Annotated in this window: 20 protein-coding genes; 9 read left to right on the top strand and 11 right to left on the bottom strand. The window is 72.9% G+C overall.

All coding sequences use genetic code 11. The annotated features are described in order from the left end of the window. Window positions 1–23: 23 nt before the first annotated feature. On the bottom strand, window positions 24–1,082 hold the full coding sequence (locus tag SGUI_RS02585) for a YihY/virulence factor BrkB family protein (RefSeq protein WP_066635835.1): 1,059 nt from the start codon (window positions 1,080–1,082) through the stop codon (window positions 24–26). Window positions 1,083–1,235: 153 nt separating this feature from the next. Between SGUI_RS02585 and glgX the strand changes: the two genes are divergently transcribed. After that, entirely contained in the window at window positions 1,236–3,365 is a 2,130-nt protein-coding gene (glgX, locus tag SGUI_RS02590) for a glycogen debranching protein GlgX (protein ID WP_066635838.1), read from the top strand. 10 nt (window positions 3,366–3,375) lie between these two features. On the opposite strand, the gene SGUI_RS02595 is transcribed toward glgX, so the two are convergent. From SGUI_RS02595 to SGUI_RS02610, 4 genes are read right to left on the bottom strand one after another with little or no spacing between them, the layout of a single operon-like run. Beyond that, complete coding sequence (locus SGUI_RS02595; protein WP_066635841.1) at window positions 3,376–4,299, bottom strand: polyphosphate kinase 2 family protein; 924 nt, start codon at window positions 4,297–4,299, stop codon at window positions 3,376–3,378. A gap of 12 nt (window positions 4,300–4,311) precedes the next feature. Continuing rightward, on the bottom strand, window positions 4,312–4,947 hold the full coding sequence (locus SGUI_RS02600; RefSeq protein WP_066635844.1) for a dihydrofolate reductase family protein: 636 nt from the start codon (window positions 4,945–4,947) through the stop codon (window positions 4,312–4,314). Window positions 4,948–4,961: 14 nt separating this feature from the next. Further along, window positions 4,962–6,164 carry an alpha/beta hydrolase gene (locus SGUI_RS02605; RefSeq protein ID WP_066635855.1) on the bottom strand — a complete coding sequence of 401 codons (1,203 nt, stop codon included), beginning with the start codon at window positions 6,162–6,164 and terminating at the stop codon, window positions 4,962–4,964. A 20-nt stretch (window positions 6,165–6,184) separates the two neighbouring features. Continuing rightward, window positions 6,185–7,264, bottom strand: a complete 1,080-nt coding sequence (locus SGUI_RS02610) for an ATP-dependent DNA ligase (protein WP_066635857.1) — start codon at window positions 7,262–7,264, stop codon at window positions 6,185–6,187. A gap of 193 nt (window positions 7,265–7,457) precedes the next feature. Here SGUI_RS02610 and manA point away from each other — a divergent pair, with 193 nt between their 5' ends. Further along, complete coding sequence (gene manA / locus SGUI_RS02615; RefSeq protein WP_237141433.1) at window positions 7,458–8,651, top strand: mannose-6-phosphate isomerase, class I; 1,194 nt, start codon at window positions 7,458–7,460, stop codon at window positions 8,649–8,651. Between the two features lie 9 nt (window positions 8,652–8,660). On the opposite strand, the gene ligD is transcribed toward manA, so the two are convergent. Further along, window positions 8,661–9,737, bottom strand: coding sequence for a non-homologous end-joining DNA ligase (gene ligD, locus SGUI_RS02620; RefSeq protein ID WP_066635859.1), 1,077 nt, complete (start codon window positions 9,735–9,737; stop codon window positions 8,661–8,663). A 77-nt stretch (window positions 9,738–9,814) separates the two neighbouring features. On the opposite strand from ligD, the gene msrB reads away from it, so the two are divergent. After that, window positions 9,815–10,270, top strand: a complete 456-nt coding sequence (msrB, locus tag SGUI_RS02625) for a peptide-methionine (R)-S-oxide reductase MsrB (protein ID WP_066635861.1) — start codon at window positions 9,815–9,817, stop codon at window positions 10,268–10,270. A gap of 113 nt (window positions 10,271–10,383) precedes the next feature. Here msrB and SGUI_RS02630 read toward each other — a convergent pair whose 3' ends face one another. The 3 genes from SGUI_RS02630 to hemG form a co-directional block, all read right to left on the bottom strand. Next, entirely contained in the window at window positions 10,384–11,184 is an 801-nt protein-coding gene (locus SGUI_RS02630; RefSeq protein WP_191090935.1) for an NAD(P)-binding domain-containing protein, read from the bottom strand. A gap of 141 nt (window positions 11,185–11,325) precedes the next feature. Next, the gene (gene hemQ / locus SGUI_RS02635) at window positions 11,326–12,039 is read right to left on the bottom strand and encodes a hydrogen peroxide-dependent heme synthase (RefSeq protein WP_066635866.1); all 714 of its coding nucleotides are present in this window, start codon (window positions 12,037–12,039) and stop codon (window positions 11,326–11,328) included. Window positions 12,040–12,044: 5 nt separating this feature from the next. After that, complete coding sequence (gene hemG / locus SGUI_RS02640) at window positions 12,045–13,463, bottom strand: protoporphyrinogen oxidase (protein WP_066635868.1); 1,419 nt, start codon at window positions 13,461–13,463, stop codon at window positions 12,045–12,047. Between the two features lie 165 nt (window positions 13,464–13,628). Between hemG and SGUI_RS02645 the strand changes: the two genes are divergently transcribed. Together SGUI_RS02645 and hemE are read left to right on the top strand one after the other, a co-directional pair. Beyond that, window positions 13,629–14,561: a DUF4349 domain-containing protein gene (locus tag SGUI_RS02645; protein WP_083190444.1), complete on the top strand. Its 933-nt coding sequence runs from the start codon at window positions 13,629–13,631 to the stop codon at window positions 14,559–14,561. Next, complete coding sequence (gene hemE, locus SGUI_RS02650; protein ID WP_066635883.1) at window positions 14,558–15,625, top strand: uroporphyrinogen decarboxylase; 1,068 nt, start codon at window positions 14,558–14,560, stop codon at window positions 15,623–15,625. Before SGUI_RS02645 ends, hemE begins: the two co-directional genes overlap by 4 nt. A gap of 92 nt (window positions 15,626–15,717) precedes the next feature. On the opposite strand, the gene SGUI_RS02655 is transcribed toward hemE, so the two are convergent. After that, window positions 15,718–16,977 (bottom strand): ribonuclease D, encoded by a 1,260-nt coding sequence (locus tag SGUI_RS02655; protein ID WP_066635885.1) that lies wholly within the window; start codon window positions 16,975–16,977, stop codon window positions 15,718–15,720. A 2-nt stretch (window positions 16,978–16,979) separates the two neighbouring features. Beyond that, a complete protein-coding gene (locus tag SGUI_RS02660) occupies window positions 16,980–17,621 on the bottom strand; it encodes a DUF3000 domain-containing protein (protein WP_066635887.1) in 642 nt (213 codons plus the stop codon). Window positions 17,622–17,760: 139 nt separating this feature from the next. Here SGUI_RS02660 and SGUI_RS02665 point away from each other — a divergent pair, with 139 nt between their 5' ends. From SGUI_RS02665 to SGUI_RS02680, 4 genes are all read left to right on the top strand, one after another. Then, complete coding sequence (locus SGUI_RS02665; RefSeq protein WP_066635890.1) at window positions 17,761–19,290, top strand: helix-turn-helix domain-containing protein; 1,530 nt, start codon at window positions 17,761–17,763, stop codon at window positions 19,288–19,290. 1 nt (window position 19,291) lies between these two features. Further along, window positions 19,292–20,086 (top strand): spermidine synthase, encoded by a 795-nt coding sequence (locus tag SGUI_RS02670; protein ID WP_066635892.1) that lies wholly within the window; start codon window positions 19,292–19,294, stop codon window positions 20,084–20,086. Between the two features lie 54 nt (window positions 20,087–20,140). Then, on the top strand, window positions 20,141–20,959 hold the full coding sequence (locus tag SGUI_RS02675; protein WP_066635894.1) for an HAD-IIA family hydrolase: 819 nt from the start codon (window positions 20,141–20,143) through the stop codon (window positions 20,957–20,959). A gap of 126 nt (window positions 20,960–21,085) precedes the next feature. Then, a complete protein-coding gene (locus SGUI_RS02680) occupies window positions 21,086–21,874 on the top strand; it encodes a glycerophosphodiester phosphodiesterase family protein (RefSeq protein WP_083190445.1) in 789 nt (262 codons plus the stop codon). Window positions 21,875–21,990: the final 116 nt, after the last annotated feature.

Raw genomic sequence — 21,990 nt, forward strand, 5'->3', positions numbered from 1 at the left:
CCCCACGGCGCGTCACCCGCCCCTCAGCGCGGCCCCGGTATGCCGTCCATCGCCACCAGCCGCCGCTCCTCCTCGTCCACGGACTCCGCGTCCCGGGCCCGCAGCTCCTCCTGCTCAGCCCGGCGCAGCTCGCGGTGCGCACGGCGCTCCTCCCACCACTCGTTGACCCGCGCCGTGGGACCGCGGTACTCCGGCGGCGGCCACAGGCGGCGGATCCCCGCGTTGAGCGAGGCGCCGACCAGGACGGCGAAGGAGAGGAAGTAGAGGTAGACCATGAGGATGATCGGGGCGGTGAGCGGGCCGAAGACGGAGAACCCGCCGGCCGCCAGCTCGGCCCAGCGCCGGATGAGGACCGAGCTCACCACCCAGAGGACGACGGTGAGCAGGGCGCCGGGCAGGTCCCGCCAGAACGGCGAGCGAGCCGGCGTCGCGACGTGGAAGAGCCCGGTGAGGCTCATGATCCCGAGCACGCCGACCAGCGGCCAGTAGAGCTCGACGAGCATGTCCATGCGCTCAGGCAGCCAGCGCAGGAGATAGCCCGGTCCGATGAGCAGCAGCGGCAGCGTGAGCCCCATGACCACCACCGAGGCGAAGTATGCCGTGAGCGACAGTACGCGCGCACCCACCGGACCGCGGTCCCCGCCCTGGCCGTACATGATCGAGATCGCGTCGAGGAAGATGTGCAGCGCCCGCGAGCCGGACCACAGGGCGATGATGAAGCCGACCGACAGGTAGTCACCCCGACGGGCCGTGAGGGTCTGCTCGAAGGTCGGCATGATGACGCCGTCGACCGCCTCCGGGGTGAGGAAGGTCAGCGACCACCGCTCCAGAGCGCTGCTCATCCGCATGAGCGTCTCCGGCCCGAGCCACTCCGAGGCGAAGCCCGCCCCGGCGACCAGGGCCACGAGCAGCGGTGGCAACGAGAGCAGCGTGAAGAAGGCCGCCTCCGCCGCGAGCCCGGTGGCGCGGTAGCGGAAGGCCACGACGGCCGTCTCGGCGGTCAGCCGGACCAGCGGGACCGCCCCCGGGACCGGCGCCAGCACCCGGCGCAGGCTGCGCCGGAAGGTGGGTGCCGTGGTCACACCTTCGACGGTAGCCCCGCCCGGGCCGCGCACCGGCGCGACGTGCCGGGAGGTGCCGAACCCTGCGGCGGCGAGGGCACGGCATACACTGAGATGTTGGTGACACCGCGGTCAGCCTTCCGTGAACCCCTGACAGAAAGGCCCGCACCCCCCATGGAACTCTGGCCCGGATCGGCCTATCCCCTCGGCGCGACCTTCGACGGCCGAGGCACGAACTTCGCCCTCTTCTCCGAGCACGCGACCGGCGTGGACCTCTGCCTCATCAACGACCGCGCGATCGAGACGACGGTGCCGCTCACCGAGGTCGACGCCCACGTCTGGCACGGCTACGTCCCCAACTGCCAGCCGGGTCAGCGCTACGGCTTCCGGGTGCACGGGCCCTACGAGCCGTCCGAGGGCCACCGGTTCAACCCGCACAAGCTGCTCATGGACCCTTACGCGAAGGCGGTCGCCGGCCAGATCCGCGGCCACCAGGGTCTGTTCGCCTACGACTTCGGCGACCCCAGCTCCTACAACACCGACGACTCGGCGCTGCACACCATGACCTCGGTCGTCATCAACCCCTTCTTCGACTGGGGCCACGACCGGCCGCCCCAGCACGCCTACCACGACAGCGTCATCTACGAGGCGCACATCAAGGGCCTGACGATGAACCACCCCGAGGTGCCGCCGGAGATCCGCGGCACGTATGCCGGCGTCGCGCACCCGGCCGTGGTCGACCACCTCGTCAAGCTCGGGGTGACCGCGGTGGAGCTGCTGCCGGTGCACCAGTTCGTCGACGACCCCCACCTGCAGGACCAGGGGCTGTCGAACTACTGGGGCTACAACACCATCGGCTTCCTCGCCCCGCACAACGGCTACTCCGCCTACGGCCACCGCGGCCAGCAGGTGACCGAGTTCAAGTCGATGGTCAAGACGCTGCACGAGGCGGGCATCGAGGTCATCCTCGACGTGGTCTACAACCACACGGCGGAGGGCAACCACCTCGGCCCGACGCTGTCCTTCCGCGGCATCGACAACGCCAGCTACTACCGGCTCGTCGACTTCGACAAGGCGCACTACTACGACACGACGGGCACCGGCAACAGCCTGCTCATGCGCAGCCCGCACGTGCTGCAGCTCATCATGGACAGCCTGCGCTACTGGGTCACCGAGATGCACGTCGACGGCTTCCGCTTCGACCTCGCCGCCACTCTGGCCCGGCAGTTCCACGAGGTCGACAAGCTCTCGGCCTTCTTCGACATCGTCCAGCAGGACCCGGTGATCTCGCAGGTCAAGCTCATCGCCGAGCCGTGGGACCTCGGCGACGGGGGCTACCAGGTCGGCAACTTCCCGCCGTTGTGGACCGAGTGGAACGGCAAGTACCGCGACGTCGTCCGCGACTACTGGCGCGGCGCCCCGGCGACGATGGGCGAGTTCGCCTCCCGCATCACCGGCTCCAGCGACCTCTACGAGCAGAGCGGCCGCCGCCCGTATGCCTCGATCAACTTCGTCGTCGCGCACGACGGCTTCACCCTCGCCGACCTCGTGACCTACAACGAGAAGCACAACGAGGCCAACGGCGAGGGCGGCAACGACGGCGAGGACCACAACCGCTCGTGGAACTGCGGCGTCGAGGGGCCGACCGACGACCCGCAGGTCCGGGCGCTGCGGCTGCGGCAGCAGAAGAACTTCCTGGCCACGCTCATGCTCAGCCAGGGGGTCCCGATGCTCGCGCACGGCGACGAGATGGGGCGCACCCAGGACGGCAACAACAACGTCTACGCCCAGGACAACGAGCTCGCCTGGATGGACTGGGACCTGGACCCGGACCAGGCCGAGCTGCTGGAGTTCACCTCACGGCTCATCGAGCTGCGTCGCGAGCACCCCGCCTTCCGGCGTCGTCGCTTCTTCGCCGGGGACGCCGGGCACGGTGGTCAGAGCGAGCTCGGTGACATCCAGTGGTACGCCCCCGGCGGCGAGGTCATGACCGAGGAGCGCTGGCACAGCCGCGAGCAGGCGGTCATGGTCTTCCTCAACGGCGAGGCCATCAGCGAGCGGGACGAGACCGGCCGCCCGGTCACCGACGACCACTTCCTGCTGCTCTTCAACGGCCACCACGAGGCGGTCGACTTCACCGTGCCGGACGGGATGAACACCCCGACCTGGCAGGTCGTCGTCGACACCAGCGGCGACGACCTGGACGACGAGGTGCCCTGGGAGACCGGCGGCACCCACCAGATGCCGGCCCGGGCCGTGGTGGTCCTGCAGGCCACGCCGCAGCCCGGGCTCTCCGGGGACTGATTCCCCGGGCTCAGAGGTCGGCCAGGCGCTCCTGCTGCTCGGCGACGTCGAAGTCGGCCTCCGGCCAGGCGAGGTCGAGCCCGCGCAGGTGCTCCAGGAGCAGCTGCTGGACGGCGAGCCGGGCATACCACTTGCGGTCGGCGGGCACGACGAACCACGGTGCGTGCCCGGTGCTGCACCGCTCCAGCAGCACCTGGTATGCCTCCTGGTAGTCCTCCCAGTGGGCCCGCTCGTCGAGGTCGCCGGGGTTGAACTTCCAGTGCTTGTCCGGGCGGTCGAGCCGCTCGGCGAGGCGCTCCTTCTGTTCCTGCGGCGAGATGTGCAGCATGACCTTGATGACGGTCACGCCGTCGGCGGCGAGCTTCTCCTCGAAGGAGTTGATCGTGGCGTAGCGCCGCTTCCACTGCCCCGGCGGCACGAGATCGTGCACCCGGACGACGAGGACGTCCTCGTAGTGCGAGCGGTCGAAGACGCCGATCATCCCCGGCCCGGGGAGGGCCTTGCGGATGCGCCAGAGGAACGGGTGCTTCTTCTCCTCCGCGGTCGGCACCTTGAAGGCGGTCAGCTCCAGGCCCTGGGGGTCGACGGCCCCGACGACGTGCCGCATGATGCCGCCCTTGCCGGAGGTGTCCATCCCCTGGACCACGAGAAGCACCCGCTTGCGCCCGCCCGCCCTGGACTCGGCGTAGAGCTTCTCCTGCAGCGCGTCCAGCTCGTCGTCGGCGGCGGCCAGCGCGTCCTTGCCGGCCTGCTTGTCACCGGAGAAGTGGGGCGTGGAGCGCGGGTCGACGTCGGCGAGGACGAAGCCGTCGGTGACCTGGAGCGCCTCGGTGAAGGACGAGGTCGACGACGACGAACCCTTCCTCGCCTTGTCCTTCTGCTTCTTCTTGTCCTTGTCCTTCTTGCCTGCGGACTTCTTCGACTTCTTCGCCATCGCCGCAGTCTGTCACGCCCCCAACCGCAGCCGCAGCAGCAGATCGCCCTCCCACTCCAGCAGGTGCGTGGCCCGGCCCAGGAGCTCGGGCAGCCTCACGTCGGCCGGGAGCAGCGAGGGACCCTCCCCGCCGGCGATCACCGGCCGGACGGTGAGGCAGAGCTCGTCGACGGCCCCCGCCGCGACCCAGGCCCCGAAGAGCGCCGGGCCGCCGTCGACCACCACCCGGTGCAGGCCCCGCTCCCCGACCGCCTCCAGCACCCGCGCCGGGGTCACCTCGTCGCCGTCGCCGCCGACCACGAGGACGTCGGGGTGGTCGCGCAAGGACTCCGGCACCTTCCCCGAGCGGGTGACGACGACGAGCAGGCACCCCTCGAGCGGCCCGTAGCCCTCGCTGCGCGCGGTGCCGGCCCCCACCACCACCGCCTGCGCCCAGCGACGCTGCGTCCCGAAGGCGGCGTGGTCCCCCGCCGAGCCCTCGTTGAGCCCGCCGCTGAGACCGTCCGGTCCGGTGACCCTGCCGTCCAGCGTGGCGATGAAGCTGCCGCGCACCCAGCGGGCACCGGGATCCGCGTCGTCCGGCACGGCATACCAGTCGTCCAGCTCGCCCTCGGTGAGCGGCCCGCGGGCGAGCTCGAGGGCGGTCATCGCTGCTCCCGTCGTCAGCGCACGAAGGAGGCGACGAGGTCCTCCCAGAGCGAGGGGTTGGTGTTCCACTCCTGGCAGTGCCGGGCCTGCGGCCAGACGAAGGTCTGGACGAGCCCCGGGCGGCGCCGGGCCAGGTCCTGCGAGGGCCCGTAGGGGACCGTCTCGTCGGTCATCGAGTGGATGATGAAGATCCGGTGGCTGACCTCGTCGGCCCGGTCCACCCAGTTGGTCGCGGCCACGTCGACAGGCTCCGCGACGCGCAGCAGGTGGCGGGAGGCCTTGCTGCGCAGCAAGCTGCGCGCGAGCTGCTCGATCGGGCGGGGGATGAAGTGCAGGTCCGCCTGGTGCGCGAGCACCGAGCCCCAGTCGATGACCGGGCCGTTGAGCACGACCCGCTGCACCCGGTGCGCGACGTCCGAGCGGTTGAGCGCCTGCAGCACGATCGCGCCGCCCATCGACCACCCGAGGAGCACGAGGCGGCGGGCGCCGTGGGCGAGGGCATACCGCATCGCGGCGTCGATGTCGCGCCACTCCGAGAGCCCGAGGCTGTAGCGGCCGTCGGACGACGGCGGTGCCCCGATGTCGTTGCGGTACATCGGGATCAGGCAGGTGTAGCCCAGCCGGTGCAGGACCGGAACGGCACGCAACGTCTCGCCGCGCTGGGCGCTGCGCCCGTGCACGAGGATCGCCCAGTCCTCGCCGTGGGCGCCCGCCGGGTCACCGGGCACCCGCCACGCCGGCAGGTCGCCGATGTCGGAGGCGACCAGCACGTCCTCGTGCTCCAGCCCGAGCGAGCTGCCGGGGTCGCCGCAGTAGAAGTACTTGTTCCACCGCGCGGGGCCGGGCACCATCTCGCCGGCGTCGACCCCCAGCAGCCGGCGGGTCACGACGGTATGCCGCCGCTGCCCCCGGCCGTGCTCCTCCGGCTCGGTGCGGGCCGGCCCGACCACCTCGCCGAGCCGGGCGTGCCCGCGCCCGTGGTCCAGCCACAGCCCGTAGCGCCCGGCCGAGGTCGTCTGCGGGTCGGCCCGCAGGGTCACCGTGCCCGCATCAGCGTCCACCGACACGACGGTGACGTCGTCCTTCTTCTCGTGCTCCGGGGTGATGATGCGGTGGGCGAAATAGGTCGCGGTGCCCATCGACACCGCCCCGCCCAGGGCCGCTCCCCCGGCGACGGCCGTCCCCACCGCCGCCGCGCGGCTCGCGGTGCTCGTCATCCGCGTCACGTCAGGCCCCCTCACTCCCCCACCACGGGCGCGCCCAGCACCTGCGCCAGCGGGTAGTCGACCGGCTGGTCCAGCTGGTCGTAGGTGCAGCTGCGCGGCTCACGGTCCTCCCGCCACCGCAGGAACTGCGCGGTATGCCGGAACCGGTCACCCTCGAGGTAGTCGTACTTGACCTCGACCACCCGCTCGGGCCGCAGCGGGGTGAAGGACAGGTCCTTGCCCGCCGCCCAGCGCGAGCCCTCGCTCTTGCGCGGCGTGTCCGCCTGGAGCTGGGCGGCCCAGTCCCACGGGTGACCCTCGAAGTCGGTCACGAGCGGCTGCAGCTCGGTGAAGAGCTCCCGGCGCCGGGCCATGGTGAACGAGGACGAGACGCCCACGTGCGCCAGCCGACCCTCGTCGGTGTAGATCCCCAGCAGCAGCGAGCCGATCGCGTCGTCGCCCGACTTGTGCGTGCGGTAGCCGGCGACCACGGTGTCGGCGGTGCGGGTGTGCTTGAGCTTGGTGAGGACGCGCTTGTTGGGCTGGTAGGTGGCCTCCGGGTCCTTGCCGATGATGCCGTCCAGGCCGGCGCCCTCGAAGTCGGTGAACCACCGCATCGCTTCCTCCGCGTCGTCGGTGAGCGGCGACAGGTGCACCGAGCCCTCCGAGACGGCCGGCAGGATCGACTCCAGGCGCGCGCGGCGCTCGCGGAAGGGCATACCGGTGAGGTCGTCGTCACCCAGGGCGAGCAGGTCGAAGGCGACGAAGGCGGCCGGGGTGCTCTCGCTGAGCATGCGCACCCGCGAGGCGGCCGGGTGGATGCGCTGCCCGAGCGCCTCGAAGTCCAGGCGGGAGCCGTCCGGCGAGGCGAGGACGATCTCGCCGTCCACGACGCACCGCTCCGGCAGCTCGGCGAGGGCCGCCACCACGAGCTCGGGGAAGTAGCGGGTCATCGGTTTCTCGTTGCGCGAGCCCAGCTCGACCTCGTCGCCGTCCCGGAAGACGATCGAGCGGAAGCCGTCCCACTTCGGGTCGTAGCTCCATCCCGCGGGCAGCGTGGCGGCCGGCTTGGCCAGCATCGGCTTGACCGGGGGCATCACGGGCAGGTCCACGGCGTCAGTCTGCCTGATCCCACCGACAGGCGTCCGCAGCACCGACGTCTGTCGGAGGGGGAAGGCATACTGGCGGGCCAGACCGGGAGGACCGGTCGGGACCGCACGACCGACCCCAGGACCGCACGACGAAGGACGGTGGCATGTCGGAGGACCTCATCCGCCGGCTCGAGGAGCAGAGCGGGGCCGCCTCGTGACCGGGGCGCGGGTGCTGCCGCTGACCGGGGTGGTGAGGGACTACGCCTGGGGCCGGGTCGGGGGGATCTCCGCCGCGCTCGGGCAGGAGCCCGGCGACGGGCCCGAGGCCGAGCTGTGGCTCGGCGCGCACTCCGGCGCCCCGGCCAAGGTCGTGGACGGCTCTGGGCAGTGGGACGACCTCGCGCAGTGGCAGGAGAGCAACGGGGAGGACCTGCCCTACCTCATGAAGCTGCTCGCGGCCGCCTCCCCGCTGTCGCTCCAGGCGCACCCGAGCACCGAGCAGGCCCGCGCCGGGTATGCCCGGGAGGAGGAGCGCGGTCCCGCCCGGGACGCCCCGGACCGCAGCTACAAGGACCCGCACGCCAAGCCGGAGGTCGTCGTCGCGGTCGAGGACGGCTTCGACGCGCTGTGCGGCTTCCGCCCGGTCGAGGAGGTGCTCGCGCTGCTCGACGCCCTGGGCGGCCAGGTCGACGCGCAGGGCCTGGAGACCTGGCGGTCGAGGCTCACGGGCAGCGCCGACCCCGCCACGGGCGTGCGTGACGCCGTGGCCTGGCTGCTCTCCGGCGACCCCGCCGTCGAGGAGCTGGTCCGCGCCCTCGGGGAGGCGGACCTGACCGGGCCGGCCGGAGGTGAGGCGGAGCTGGTGCGGCTGCTGGCCGGGCACCATCCCGGCGACGCCGGCATCGCGGTCGCCTTCATGCTCAACCGGGTCACGCTGCGGGCCGGGGAGGCGCTGTGGCTGCCGGCGGGCAACGTGCACGCCTACCTCTCCGGCCTCGGGGTCGAGGTCATGGATCCCAGCGACAACGTACTGCGCGGCGGCCTGACCGGCAAGCACGTCGACGTCCCCGAGCTGTTGCGCGTGCTCGACTTCACGCCGGGGCCACCGCCACGGCTGGTGCCGGTCGAGGTCGCCGCGGGGGTGCGGGCCTACCGTCCGAGCACCCAGGCGAGCGGCGCGGACGTGCCCTGGCAGCTGCTGGAGGTGACCGGCCCCGCCGAGGTGGGGACCGGCAGCCCGTCGATCGCCCTGGTGCTGGGCGGGGAGTTCACCGTGGCGGCGGGCGCCGACGACGCGGAGGACGCCACCCTCACCCTCGGCCGGGGCGGGACCTGCTTCGTGGACCGGCCGGCGAGCCTGCGGATCGAGGGTCAGGGAAGGCTCTTCCTCGCCACGACTCCTCCCTGACCTGCGGCGTCAGCCCTTCTCGACCCGGTTGCCGTGCTCGTCCCAGTGCTCGGCCACCTTCTTGCTCGGCTGCACCCGGGGCGGCTCCCCCGGCATCTTGGGGTGGTCGGGCGGGAAGTTGAGCTCACCCAGGCCACGCTCCAGGTCGGCCTCCCACAGCGCGTAGGCCCCGTCGATCGTGCCGGGCTCCTCGTGCAGGCCCGCCCACGCGTCGCCGTGCTCGGCCAGGAAGTCCGGCACCGTGTGCAGGGTCAGCGCAGCCGGGTCGACCTCGCCCAACTGCTCCCAGGTCAGCGGCACCGACACGGGAGCGCCGGGCAGGATCCGGGTGCTCCAGGCCGCCGCGAGCGTGCGGTCGCGGGTGGCCTGGTTGAAGTCGACGAAGATCCGCTCCCCCCGCTCCTCCTTCCACCACGCCGTCGTCACCAGCTCAGGCATCCGCCGCTCCAGCTCGCGGGCGATCCCGATGACCGCGTGCCGCACCTCGAGGAACTCCAGCCGCGGCTCGATCGCGGCGAAGACGTGCACGCCGCGGTTGCCCGTGGTCTTGACGAAGGGCGTGAGCCCGACGTCGCTCATCACCTCGCGCAGCCCCCGCGCCGCCTCGACGACGTCGCCGAATCCGCGTCCCGGCTGTGGGTCCAGGTCGATCCGCAGCTCGTCCGGGTGGTCGTTGTCGCCGCTGCGCACCGGCCACGGGTGCCATGTCACGGTGCCCATCTGCGCGGTCCACAGCAGGGTGGCGAGGTCGATCTCGTCGATGACGAGCTGCGGGTGGCTGCGGCCGGAGGGGTACGTGCACACGGTCGTCCGGGACCACTCGGGCACGCCCTTGGGCGGGTTCTTGGAGTAGAACTCCTCCCCCTCGATGCCGCCCCGCACGCGCTGCAGGGTCACCGGGCGGTCCGCGAGGGCGCGCAGCATGGGCTCGGCCACGGCCTGCAGGTATGCCGCCAGGTCGGCCTTGGTGATCGCCGCACCCGCGTCCGTGGCCGGCCACACCACCTTGTCCGGGCTGGACAGGCGCACCTGCCGCTCCTGCCCGTCGGGGCCGGGGGCGGTCAGCGTCTGGGCGTCGGCGGGCATACCGCGAATCTAGCGCGACCCTGCGTGTCAGGGGCGAGGTCAGGAAGCATCAGGGGCGTTCGGTCGTTGTCCTGTGCATGAGGCATCACAGCACCCCCGCGACCGACGCGACCCAGCCCGACGCCACGGCATACCAGAGCGCCAAGAGCGAGCAGGAGTGGCGCGACCAGCTCTCCCCCGCGGAGTACAACGTGCTGCGCGAGGCCGGCACCGAGCGGCCTTTCGTCGGGGAGTACACCAACACCACGACCGAGGGCGTCTACGCCTGCCGCGCCTGCGGCGCGGAGCTCTTCCGCAGCGAGACGAAGTTCGAGAGCCACTGCGGCTGGCCGAGCTTCTACTCCCCGCTGGCCGAGGACCGGGTGGAGTACCTCCGCGACGACTCCCTCGGCGCGAGCCGCATCGAGGTGCGCTGCGCGTCCTGCGGCTCCCACCTCGGGCACGTCTTCGAGGGCGAGGGCTACGACACCCCCACCGACCAGCGCTTCTGCATCAACAGCATCGCGATGACGCTGGAGCCCAAGGCCGGCTGAGGCTTCCGCCCCGCTGACCCTGGAGCTCGGGGCCCGCTGAGGCTTCCACCCCGAATTCGACCTCTCGAAACGTCGCCATGGCGACGTTTCGAGAGGTCGAATTCATGCGTGGCTCAGCCGTCGGAACTATCTGCCTCGTAGGCGCCGCCGGTCTGCCGGCGGAAGATCTCGTCGAGGCCGGCCCGGGTCGCCTCCGGCACCCCCGCCTGGCGCAGCAGCGTCGCGAGCTGCTCGTTGCCTCCGCCCGGGGTGGCATGGCCGCGCAGGAGCTCCTGCATGTCGAGGCCGTCCTGCGCCAGCGGCGCCGCGACGTGGGCGAAGCTCTGGCCGAGCAGCCGGTCGGCGTCAGCCTGCGGCATACCGTGGTCGACGAGGAAGCGCGCCACGGTGGCGAGGTAGTCGAAGAAGGGGGCGACCGTCCCGAGCGCCGTGGCGACGGCATCGAACTGCTCGTCGCTGCCGACGGCCACGACCCCGCCCGTGCGCTCGAAGACCTCGCGCGCAGCCGGCAGGTCCGGACGCAGCGGCGTGGCCCAGGCCCGTTGCGCCGTCGCGACCATCGGGACGGCCCGGGCGACCTGCGACGCGGGCGCGACAGCGGCAGCCAGATCCGCGCCGGTCAGCCCGGCGACCGCGCTGACGACGGTCTGCCCGGGGCGCCAGTCGAGGTCCGCCAGCAGGTCCGCGTCCCGCAGCCGCAGGCAGACCAGCACCACGTCGGCCCGGTCGAGGACCTCCTGGTTGTCGCCCGCCACCACGACGGAGGGGTATGCCTGCGTCAGCCGGGCGCCCGCCTCCGCGCCGCGGGGCGAGAGCACGACCGGTGGCGCGTCGTCCACGCCCTCGCACAGGCCGGTGACGACGGCGGAGGCGAGGGCGCCGACGCCGAGGACGCCGATGGTGAGTGGGGGCATACCCCTAGGGTGGTCGTCCATCGGGACCTGGGCAAACTTGTGCACCGGACGCGGCGTCGAGAGAGCTGCATCAGGTGCACAACCTTGCCCAGGTCGCCCAGGTGGGCTGCCGGTCGGGTAGGCCTTCCCCCGGCCCTCCCCTCAGGGGAGCGAAGCGACGATCTGCTCCACGCCGACGCGCGGGCCGGTGAAGAAGGGGATCTCCTCACGGACGTGCAGCCGCGCCTCGGTGTTGCGCAGCTCGCGCATGAGGTCGACGATCCGGTGCAGCTCGTCGGCCTCGAAGGCCAGCAGGAACTCGTAGTCGCCCAGCGCGAAGCTCGCGAGCGTGTTGGCCAGCACGTCCTTGTAGTCCCGCGCCGCCATCCCGTGCTCGCGCAGCATCCGGGAGCGGTCGTCGGCGTCCATGACGTACCAGTCGTAGGACCTCACGAACGGATAGACGCAGAGGTATGCCTTGGGCTCGGCCCCGGAGAGGAAGGCCGGCACGTGCCCCCGGTTGAACTCCGCGGGCCGGTGGATCGCGACGTTGCTCCACACCGGAGCCAGGTGCTGGCCGAGGTCGGTCTGGCGGAAGCGCTGGTAGGCCCGCTGCACCGTCTCGACCCGCTCGGCGTGCCACCAGATCATCAGGTCGGCGTCGGCGCGCAGCGCGGACACGTCGTAGACGCCGCGGACCACCAGGCCCTCATGCTCCATCTCCCGGAAGACCTGCTCGACCTGCGCCACGAGGCTCGCCCGTGCCTTGCCCTGCGGCAGTGGCGCGGCGGAGCGGAAGACGGAGTAGGCGGCATACCGGATCGAGGCGTTGATCTCCTCGGCCTGCTCGGGGGTGGGGTGGGTGTAGTCGGCCATGCCCCTCATTGTGCTGGGTGCAGCTGCGCGACGGCACGGCGGGCCGAGGCGATGCAGGCCGGCACCCCGACCCCGTCGTAGGTCGCGCCGCAGACCGCGAGGCCCGGCACCTGCGCGACCGACGCGCGCACGTCCGCGACCAGGTCGACGTGGCCCACGGCATACTGAGGCAACGCCCCGCCCCAGCGCTGGACGTGGGCGTCCACCGGCTCCGGCAGCCGCCGCCCGAGGATGCCGCCGAGGTCGTCGAGGGCGGTGGCGAGGAGGTCCTCGTCGGCCCGCTGCAGGGCGGTCTCCTCCCGGTGCCGGCCCACGGACGCGCGCAGCAGCGTGAGGTCGGACCCGCCCGGCCCGGCGCCGTGCCCGAGCTCACGCACCCAATCCCACTTGGTGGCGCTGAAGGTGGCGGCCTTGATCGTGCGCCCCTCGACCGGCGGCACGAGGACGCCGGAGCCGCTCAGCTCCCCCAGCTCGGCGGTGTCGAGGGCGAAGGTCAGGACGGCGGTCGACGCCGTCTCGACCGAGGCGAGGCGACCGGCGGCGTCGGGGGCGACCTCGCGCAGCAGCCGGGCGGTCGCCGCGGCCGGGGTCGCGAGCACCACCCGGTCGGCGCGGTATGCCGTCGGCCCGGGCCGCGGGCCGGTCACCACCTCGAAACCCCCGTCCGTATGGTGGCGCAGCTCGCGCGTCAGGGTGCCGGTGCGCACCTGTCCCCCGGCGGCGCGGATCCGCTCGGCGGCGGCCTGCGGCAGCCGGTGCAGCCCGCCCGACACCGTCGCGAAGACGGGGGCGCTGCCCTGCGACTGGGTGCCGTCCGAAGGTGCGGGCAGCGCCCGGGCGGCGGCGTCCTGGAGTCGCTCACCGGCCTGCGCGGCCCGCAGCAGCGCGGGCAGGGCCGCCCGGGCCGAGATGAGGTCGGCGTGACCCGCGTAGACCCCGCCGAGCAGCGGCTCCACGAGCCGCTCGGTGACGGCACGGCCGAGCCGGTCGCTGACGAGGTCCCCGATGCTGGCGTCCTCCGCCGCGAGGGTCTCGGCCCGCTCGTCGAGCGCCCGCGCGACCTCCTCGGCCGTGAGCAGACCCCCGAGCGCGGCCGGGTCGGCCGGCACCCCCATGAGGGTGCGGCGCGGGAGCGGGTGCACCACGCCGCGGCTCCACACCTGGGCCGCAGCCCGCGTGGGGTGGACGATGCTCTCGGCCAGCCCGACCTCGCGCACGAGGTTCACCGCCTCCGGCCGGCGCGCGAGCACCGCCTCGGCCCCCACGTCGACCTCGCACCCCGCGACCCGGGCACCGCGCAGCTTGCCCCCGGCCCGGTCGCTGCCCTCCAGCACCGTCACCGCCGCGCCGGGGTCCTGCTCGAGCACCGCCAGCGCCGCCGCGAGACCGCTGATGCCGCCACCGATGACCAGCCAGGACGTCATACCGCCCAGCGTCTCATCACTCGTACGTCACCACGTCGTGACCCCGGCCCGGCCATCGTGACGCGATCGTGACCCGAGGGGTGGAACGTCCCGCCAGGACGATGCCGTCGCAGGGGCAGTGCCGCAACGGCCAGCGTGCGGGCGAGACGGAGGGAAGGCGGGACCATGAGGACCAGGACGATCACGGCGATGGTGCTGGTGCTGCTGATGCTGCTCGTGGGCGGTTGCAGCATGAGCGGGGGCACCGACTCAGCAGGGGGTGACGCCGCGGATCAGGCTCCCGCCGGGGACGAGGCGGTCGGGGAAGAGGCGGCCGGCGACGACGGTGGGGGCGAGGCCGGCAGCGAGGCCGCTGAAGCCGCCGCGCAGATCGGCGAGGGATCGGTCGCCGCCGACAGTGAAGCACCGCTCATGGTGCGTCGCGTCGAGCTGGAGGTCGTCGTCGAGGACGTCGGTGCCGCCGTCACCCGGGCCCGCGCCACCGCGACCGGGGTGGGTGGCTACGTCTCCTCCGAGGACGTGCGACCCGGGACGCCGGAGCGCGACGGCTACGGATCGGTGGTGCTCCGGGTGCCCTCGGCCGAACTCGACGCGGTCGTGACCAGCCTCGGCGAGCTCGGCGAGGTGCAGTCGACGAGCAGCAACGCCGAGGACGTCACCACGGAGTACCGCGACGTCGAGGCCCGGATCGCCACCCTGGAGGCCGGAGCGACCCGGCTGCGCGACCTCGTCGAGGAGGCCCCCGACGTCGAGTCGATCGCCGCCCTGGAACGCGAGCTGTCCACCCGCGACTCCGAGCTGGACGCGCTCAAGGCGCGGATGCAGGTGCTCTCGGACGACGTGGCCCGATCCACCATCACCCTGCACCTGGCGGAGGGGTCCGCGGACCTGGCCGAGGTCGCTTCCGACTCCGGCTTCGTCGCCGGGCTGGCCCAGGGGTGGTCGGCCTTCACCACCTCGGTCACCGTACTGCTCACGGCGCTCGGGGCGCTGCTCCCCTTCCTGGTCCTCGCCTCCGTCGTCCTCCTCCCGGTGCTGGTGTGGCGCCGTCGTCGCAAGGCCGGCGCCGTCCCCGACCGTGGGACAATCGAGGGGTGACCTCACCCTCGACCCCCACGCTCGACCCGCACCGCGCCACCTCCGACAGCACCCTGGTGCGGGCCGCCCGGCAGCTCCCCACGACGCACACCCCGGTGTGGTTCATGCGGCAGGCGGGACGGTCGCTGCCGGAGTACCGCGAGGTGCGCCGGGACGTGCCCATGCTCACCGCCTGCCGCACGCCGGAGCTGGTCACCGAGATCACGCTGCAGCCGGTCCGGCGGCACGGCGTCGACGCGGCGATCTTCTTCAGCGACATCGTCGTGCCGCTCATGGCGGTGGGCGTCGACCTCGACATCGTCGCCGGCACGGGGCCGGTCATCGCCGAGCCGATCCGCACCCGCGCCGACCTCGACCGCCTGCCGGAGCTGACCCCGGAGCACGTCCCCGACATCGCGGAGTCGGTGCGGCTGCTCGTCGGCGAGCTGGGGCATACCCCGCTCATCGGGTTCGCCGGCGCCCCCTTCACCCTCGCGTCCTACCTCGTCGAGGGCGGCCCGTCGAAGAACCACGAGCGCACCAAGGCGCTCATGCACGGCGACCCGCAGCTGTGGAGCGACCTGTGCGCGCGGCTGGCGCAGATCTCGGGCGCGTTCCTGCGGGTGCAGGCCGAGGCGGGCGCGAGCGCGGTGCAGCTCTTCGACTCCTGGGCGGGGCACCTGTCGCGCGCGGACTACCTGCGCCACGTCGAGCCGCACAGCCGCACCGTCCTCGAGGGCGTCGGCGACCTCGGGGTGCCGCGCATCCACTTCGGGGTCGGCACCGGCGAGCTGCTGCCGGCGATGGCCGACGCGGGCGCCGACGTCATCGGGATCGACTACCGCGTCAGCCTCGCCGACGGCGCGCAGCGGGCCGGCGGGCGGTATGCCGTCCAGGGCAACCTCGACCCCGCCCTCCTCTTCGCCCCCTGGGAGCCGCTGGCCGCCCGGGTGCGCGAGATCGTCGACGAGGGGCGGGAGGCACCGGGTCACATCTTCAACCTGGGCCACGGCGTGCTGCCGGACACCGATCCCACCGTGCTGACCCGGGTGGTCGAGCTGGTGCACGAGCACTCCGCTCGCTGAGGGCCACCATTCCGGACGTCCGGTGCGGGTCGCGGCCACCAGAACGGACGTCCGGTGCGGGTCGCGGCCGCCAGGACGGACGTCCGGTGGGCTCAGGGGTGCGCGGCGAGCGCCTCGACGAGGATCGGGACCACGAGCTCGCGCTGCCACGGGCGGGCACCGAGCTCGGCGGTCGCGGCGTCGACCGCCTGCGCGTCCCGCTCGTCCGGCGTCCGCCACAGGACGCGCCTGACGACGTCGGGGGTCATGAGGTTCTCGACCGGGATCTCGAGGCGCTCGGAGAGCTCGGCCAGGCCGGCCCGCACCCGGGTGAGCCGCTCGGCGGCGGCGGGCTCCCGCTCGGCCCAGGCGCGTGGCGGCGGCGGGGTGTCACCGCGACGGGCGGGCTCGGGTAGCTCCTCCTCGGGCAGCTCGGCGGCGGTCCTGACCGCGGCCAGCCAAGCCCTCTGGTGGCGCAGCAGCCCCTGCTCGGCCCGTCGCTGCCGGGTCCGCGAGCTCTCCTTGCGGCCCGAGGCCAGCCCCGAGGCCTGCGTCGGCATCCGGTGCGCGAGGTCGACGAGGGTCCCGTCCGGCAGCACCCGCCCCGGGGGCACGTCGCGCTCCCGGGCGATCTCGTCCCGGGTCTCCCACAGCTCGCGCAGCGCCGCGAGGGAGCGCGGCTTGCGCACCCGGTGGATGCCGGTGGTGCGCCGCCAGGCGTCCGGGTCCTCGGGCCCGGGAGGGCCGGTGAAGTCGCACAGCGCGGCGAACTCCTGCTCGGCCCACTCCAGCTTGCCCTGCTCACGCAGGTCCCGCTCCATCCGCTCGCGCAGCTCGACGAGCAGCTCGACGTCGAGCGCCGCATACCGCAGCCAGGGCTCCGGCAGCGGCCGGGTGGACCAGTCCACCGCCGAGTGCTCCTTGGCGAGCGTGACCCCGAGGTAGTACTCGAGCACCGCCGACAGCCCGACCCGGGGGAGCCCGGCCAGGCGCGCGCCCAGCTCGGTGTCGAAGAGCGCCCGTGGGCGCATCCCGACCTCGGCCAGGCACGGTATGTCCTGGGTCGCCGCGTGGATCACCCACTCGGCCTCGGCGAGCGCGGTGTCGACCCGGGCCAGGTCACCGAAGGGGACCGGGTCGACGAGCCAGGTCCCGGCGCCGCCGCGCCGCAGCTGGATGAGGTAGGCCTTCTGGCCGTAGCGGTAGCCCGAGGCCCGCTCGGCGTCGACGGCGACCGGGCCCTCGCCCGAGCGGAGCGCGGAGAGCAGCTCCTCCAGGCCCGCCTCGGTGTCCACGACGACGGGGACGCCACCGGGCGGGGTCTCCAGACGGTCGAAGTCGCTGCTGGGGTCCTCCTCGCTCACACCGCTCATCGTCAGCGGCGGACCCCGGAGAGCGCCACGACACCGTCGGGCAGGGGCGGCAGCCCGGCGAGGGTGCAGAGCAGGTCGCCCCAGGCACCGAGGTGCGCCGCGAGCTCGCGGGCCTCGTCCCCCTCGCTGAGCACCGGCGTCCAGGACGCGCGGATCTCCAGCTCGACGGTCGGCTCCCGGTCGGCCAGCGCACCGAAGCTCTCCGAGGTGACGCAGGTGACGGTGCCCGCGGCGGCGGCCCAGCCCAGCTGCGCCTCGTCGAGGGCGTCCGTCAGCCACGACCACCCGGCCTGCCCGGCCAGCGGGTCGTGACCCACCTCCGGCTCCATCTGCGCCTTGGCGTAGGTCACCGCGCGCCACGTGCCCTCCCACGGCTCGGGCGCGTCGGGGTCGTGCAGCACGACGAAGCGGCCGGTGGCGATCGGGTCCTCGTCCTCCACCCGGGACGGGACGACCTCGCCGGACAGCGCCACGGCGTGCGGCGCCAGCCGGGTCGGGGCCGGCACCTCCTCGAGGACGAGCTCGGGCCGGACCTGCGCGGCGCGTATGCCCTGCAGGCCGCGCGCGAAGGCACCCGGCTCGGGCGCACCCTGGCCGGCCGCGGAGCGCTGCCGCGGTCGCTGGTCGGAGATCCGGCTCACCACAACGTCCAGCCTAGGACGCGCTAGCCTGTCCAGGAAGGAACGCAACGCCGCGAGCGGCGCAGCAGTCCTCATCCGGACCCTCCCGACACCCCGGCCATCCACCCAGACTTATCTCATATATGTGATCTACAGTGGCGGGATGACCGAGAGCTACCTCTCCCGCATCGGCGGGCTCATCCGTGATGCCCGTCGCCACAAGGACCTCACCCAGGCCGAGCTGGCCGAGCTGCTGAGCACGAGCCAGAGCGCCGTCGCCCGCATCGAGCAGGGCAAGCAGAACCTCTCCCTGGAGATGATCGCCCGCATCGGCGAGAAGCTGGACTCCGAGATCGTCCAGGTCTCCTCGGGCATACCCCAGAACCTGCGGATCGAGGGCGGCACCAAGCTGTCCGGCGGCATCGACGTGCGCACCTCCAAGAACGCCGCCGTCGCCCTCCTCTGCGCCTCCCTGCTCAACAAGGGCCGCACGACGCTGCGCAACCTCGCGCGGATCGAGGAGGTCAACCGCATCACCGAGGTGCTGACGAGCATCGGCTACAAGATCCGCTGGCTCCCCGACTCCTCCGACCTCGAGATCGTGCCGCCGGAGAAGATCGACCTCGCCTCGATGGACGAGGCGGCGGCACGGCGCACCCGCACGATCATCATGTTCCTCGGCCCGCTCATGCACGAGTTCGGCACCTTCGAGCTCCCGTATGCCGGGGGCTGCGACCTCGGCACCCGCACCGTCGAGCCGCACATGATCGCGCTGCGCCACTTCGGCCTCGACGTCACCGCGACCACCGGCAGCTACCACGCGACCGTGGACGACGCCGTCTCCCCCGACAAGCCGATCGTGCTCACCGAGCGCGGCGACACCGTCACCGAGAACGTCCTGCTCGCCGCGGCCCGGCACACCGGCACCACGGTCATCCGCAACGCCAGCTCCAACTACATGGTCCAGGACCTGTGCGTCTTCCTGCAGCAGCTCGGCGTGCGGATCGAGGGCCTGGGCACCACCACCCTCACGGTGACCGGCGTCGAGGAGATCGACACCGACATCGAGTACGCCCCCTCCGAGGACCCCATCGAGGCGATGAGCCTGCTGGCGGCCGCGGTCGTCACCGGCAGCGAGATCACCATCCGCCGGGTGCCGATCGAGTTCATGGAGATCGAGCTGGCCGTCCTCGGCACGATGGGTTTCGAGTGCGAGCTGTCGGACGAGTACGCCAGCGCGAACGGGCATACCCGGCTGGTCGACCTCACCACCTCCCCCGGCCCGCTCAAGGCGCCGCTGGACAAGATCCACCCGCTGCCCTTCCCCGGGCTCAACATCGACAACCTGCCGTTCTTCGCGATCATCGCGGCCTGCGCGCAGGGGTCGACGCTCATCCACGACTGGGTCTACGAGAACCGCGCGATCTACCTCACCGAGCTCACCACCCTCGGTGCCAAGGTGCACCTCATGGACCCGCACCGGGTGATGATCGAGGGGCCGACGCGGTGGCGCGCCGGCGAGATCATGTGCCCGCCCGCGCTGCGCCCCGGCGTCGTCATCCTGCTGGCGATGCTCGCGGCGCCCGGCACCTCGGTGCTGCGCAACGTCTACGTCATCAACCGCGGCTACGAGGACCTCGCGACCCGGCTCAACGCCCTCGGCGCGCAGATCCAGACCTTCCGCGACATCTGAGGTGGAGATCGTCCGGGACGAGCGCGGTGGCGCCACGGTCGTCCGGGACGGCCACCCGCAGTCCTACGTCGACCTCGACGACCCCGAGCTGCTCGTCTTCGAGTACGTCGAGCACCTGGCGCTCGTGCTGGGCGCGCTGCGCCCCGACCCGGCACCGCTGGCGGTGACGCACGTCGGCGGCGCGGGTATGACGCTGGCCCGCTGGGTGCACCGCACCCACCCCGGCTCGCCCCAGATCGTGCTGGAGCCGGACGCCGCGCTCACCGAGCTGGTCCGTCGGGAGCTGCCGCTGCCCCGTGGCCACCGCATCCGGGTGCGACCGCAGCGCGGCGAGGAGGGTGTGACCGGGCTGCGCGACGGGTCGGCCGACGTCGTCGTGGTGGACGCCTACGACGAGGGCCGGGTGCCCGGCGCCCTCGCGGGGCAGGCCTTCGCCGCCGAGCTGGCCCGGGTCGTGGCGCCCGACGGGCTCGTCCTCGTCAACGGCGCCGACCTGCCCGGGCTGCGCTGGGCCGCACGGCTGGGCGCCACGCTGCGCACCGTGCTGCCGCACGTCGGGCAGCTCGTGCTGCGCGAGGTGGCCACCGGCAAGCGCTACGGCAACGTCGTGCTCGTGGCCTCCCCCCGCCCGCTGGACGACGTGACGCTCACCCGGCACGCCGCACGCGCCACCTTCCCCACCCGCTGGCGGACCAGCGCAGAGCTCGCCCGCGCCGAGCGCGGGGTCCGGCCCTTCGGGGACGTCGGGGAGCCCTCACCCCCTCCCCCGGACTCCGGGCCGCTGCGGCTGCGCTGAGCCCCACGCCCCCGGGGAAACCTCGCCGTCATCTGCCGGGCCTAGCCTTGGACCATGCGGACCCGCGACGACATCGACGCCTGGCTGACCGACATGGACGGCGTCCTGGTGCACGAGAACCGCGCGCTGCCCGGCGCGCGCGACCTCATCGACCACTGGGAGACGACCCACACGCCCTACCTCGTCCTCACCAACAACTCGATCTTCACCGCCCGGGACCTCGCCGCGCGGCTGCACCACTCCGGCCTGCCGGTGCCCGAGGAGCGCATCTGGACCAGCGCCCTGGCGACGGCCGACTTCCTCGCCACGCAGAAGCCGGGCGGCTCGGCATACGTCGTCGGGCAGGCCGGCATCATCACGGCCCTGCACGAGGCCGGCTTCACCATGACCGAGAAGGACCCCGACTTCGTCGTCATCGGCGAGACCCGGCAGTACTCCTTCGAGGCCATCACCACCGCGGTCCGCCTCGTCGACGACGGCGCCCGCTTCATCGCCACCAACCCGGACGCCACCGGGCCGAGCGCCGACGGGATCCTCCCGGCGACCGGGGCGATCAGCGCGCTCGTCACCAAGGCGACCGGCCGTGAGCCGTATGTCGTGGGCAAGCCCAACCCCATGATGTTCCGGTCCGCGCTCAACACCATCGGCGCGCACAGCGAGACCACCGGCATGATCGGCGACCGCATGGACACCGACATCGTCGCCGGGATGGAGGCCGGGCTGCACACCGTGCTCGTCATGACCGGCATCAGCAGCGCCGACACCCTCGCGGCCTACCCCTTCCGGCCCGACGAGATCCTGCAGGGCGTCGGTGAGCTGGTGCCCCGGGACCCGGAGACCACCGTCTTCGAGCAGCCGCGCAGCGACGTCTGAGCCCCCAGCCCTCCGGAGTGCGGTCACCTTCCTGCAACCTCCATCGCGCTAGAGGGTGATGGAGGTTGCTGGAAGGTGACCGCACTCCCGGGCCGCAGGGAGGGCCGCAGCGGCTAGGCTCGACGGGTGCGGACGGCATACCTGGACCACCCCGGCCCGATCCCGATGGCCCACCGCGGGTTCGACCGGGAGCGCGTGGGCCTGGAGAACTCCCTGGCCGCCTTCCAGGCGGCTGTCGACCTCGGCTACCGCTACGTCGAGACCGACGTGCACGCGACGCGGGACGGCGTGGTCGTGGCCTTCCACGACGAGACCCTGGACCGGGTCACCGACCGGCGCGGCGCGATCCCCGAGCTGTCCTGGCGGGAGGTGTCCCGGGCCAGGATCGGCGGGCAGGAGCCGGTCCCGCGTCTCGAGGAGCTGCTGGCGAGCTTCCCCGACCTGCGGGTCAACATCGACATCAAGACCCCGGGTGCGATCGTGCCGCTGGTGCGCGTCATCGAGCGCGCCCGCGCCCACGAGCGGGTCTGCGTGACCAGCTTCTCCGACCAGCGCCGGGACGCGGCCGTCATGCGGCTGACCCGGCCGGTGGCCACCTCGGCGGGGCAGCGCAGCACCGCCTCGTTCCGGGCCGCCGCCGAGCTCCCGCCGCTCATCCGGGCCTCGGTCGCCGCGCGGGCCCTGCGCTCGGTCGACGCGCTGCAGGTGCCGCCGCAGCACCACGGCATCGAGGTGGTGACCCCCAAGGCGCTCGCAGCGGCGCACGAGATCGGCAAGTCCGTGCACGTCTGGACGATCGACGACCCGGTCGAGATGCATCGCCTGCTCGACCTCGGTGTCGACGGGATCATGACCGACCGGGCCGACGTCCTCAAGGACGTGCTCACCCAGCGCGGCCAGTGGGTCGCGGCCTGACGATCTCTCGGCGGCCCCCTCTCCCCACCAGTCACGACCTGCCGGGATATCCCGATCCGCGCAGGCTATGGCGTGGGCGGATCGGGATGTCGTGGCATCGAGGGACGCGTGGGGCG

Source organism: Serinicoccus hydrothermalis (genome assembly GCF_001685415.1).
Lineage (GTDB): Bacteria > Actinomycetota > Actinomycetes > Actinomycetales > Dermatophilaceae > Ornithinicoccus > Ornithinicoccus hydrothermalis.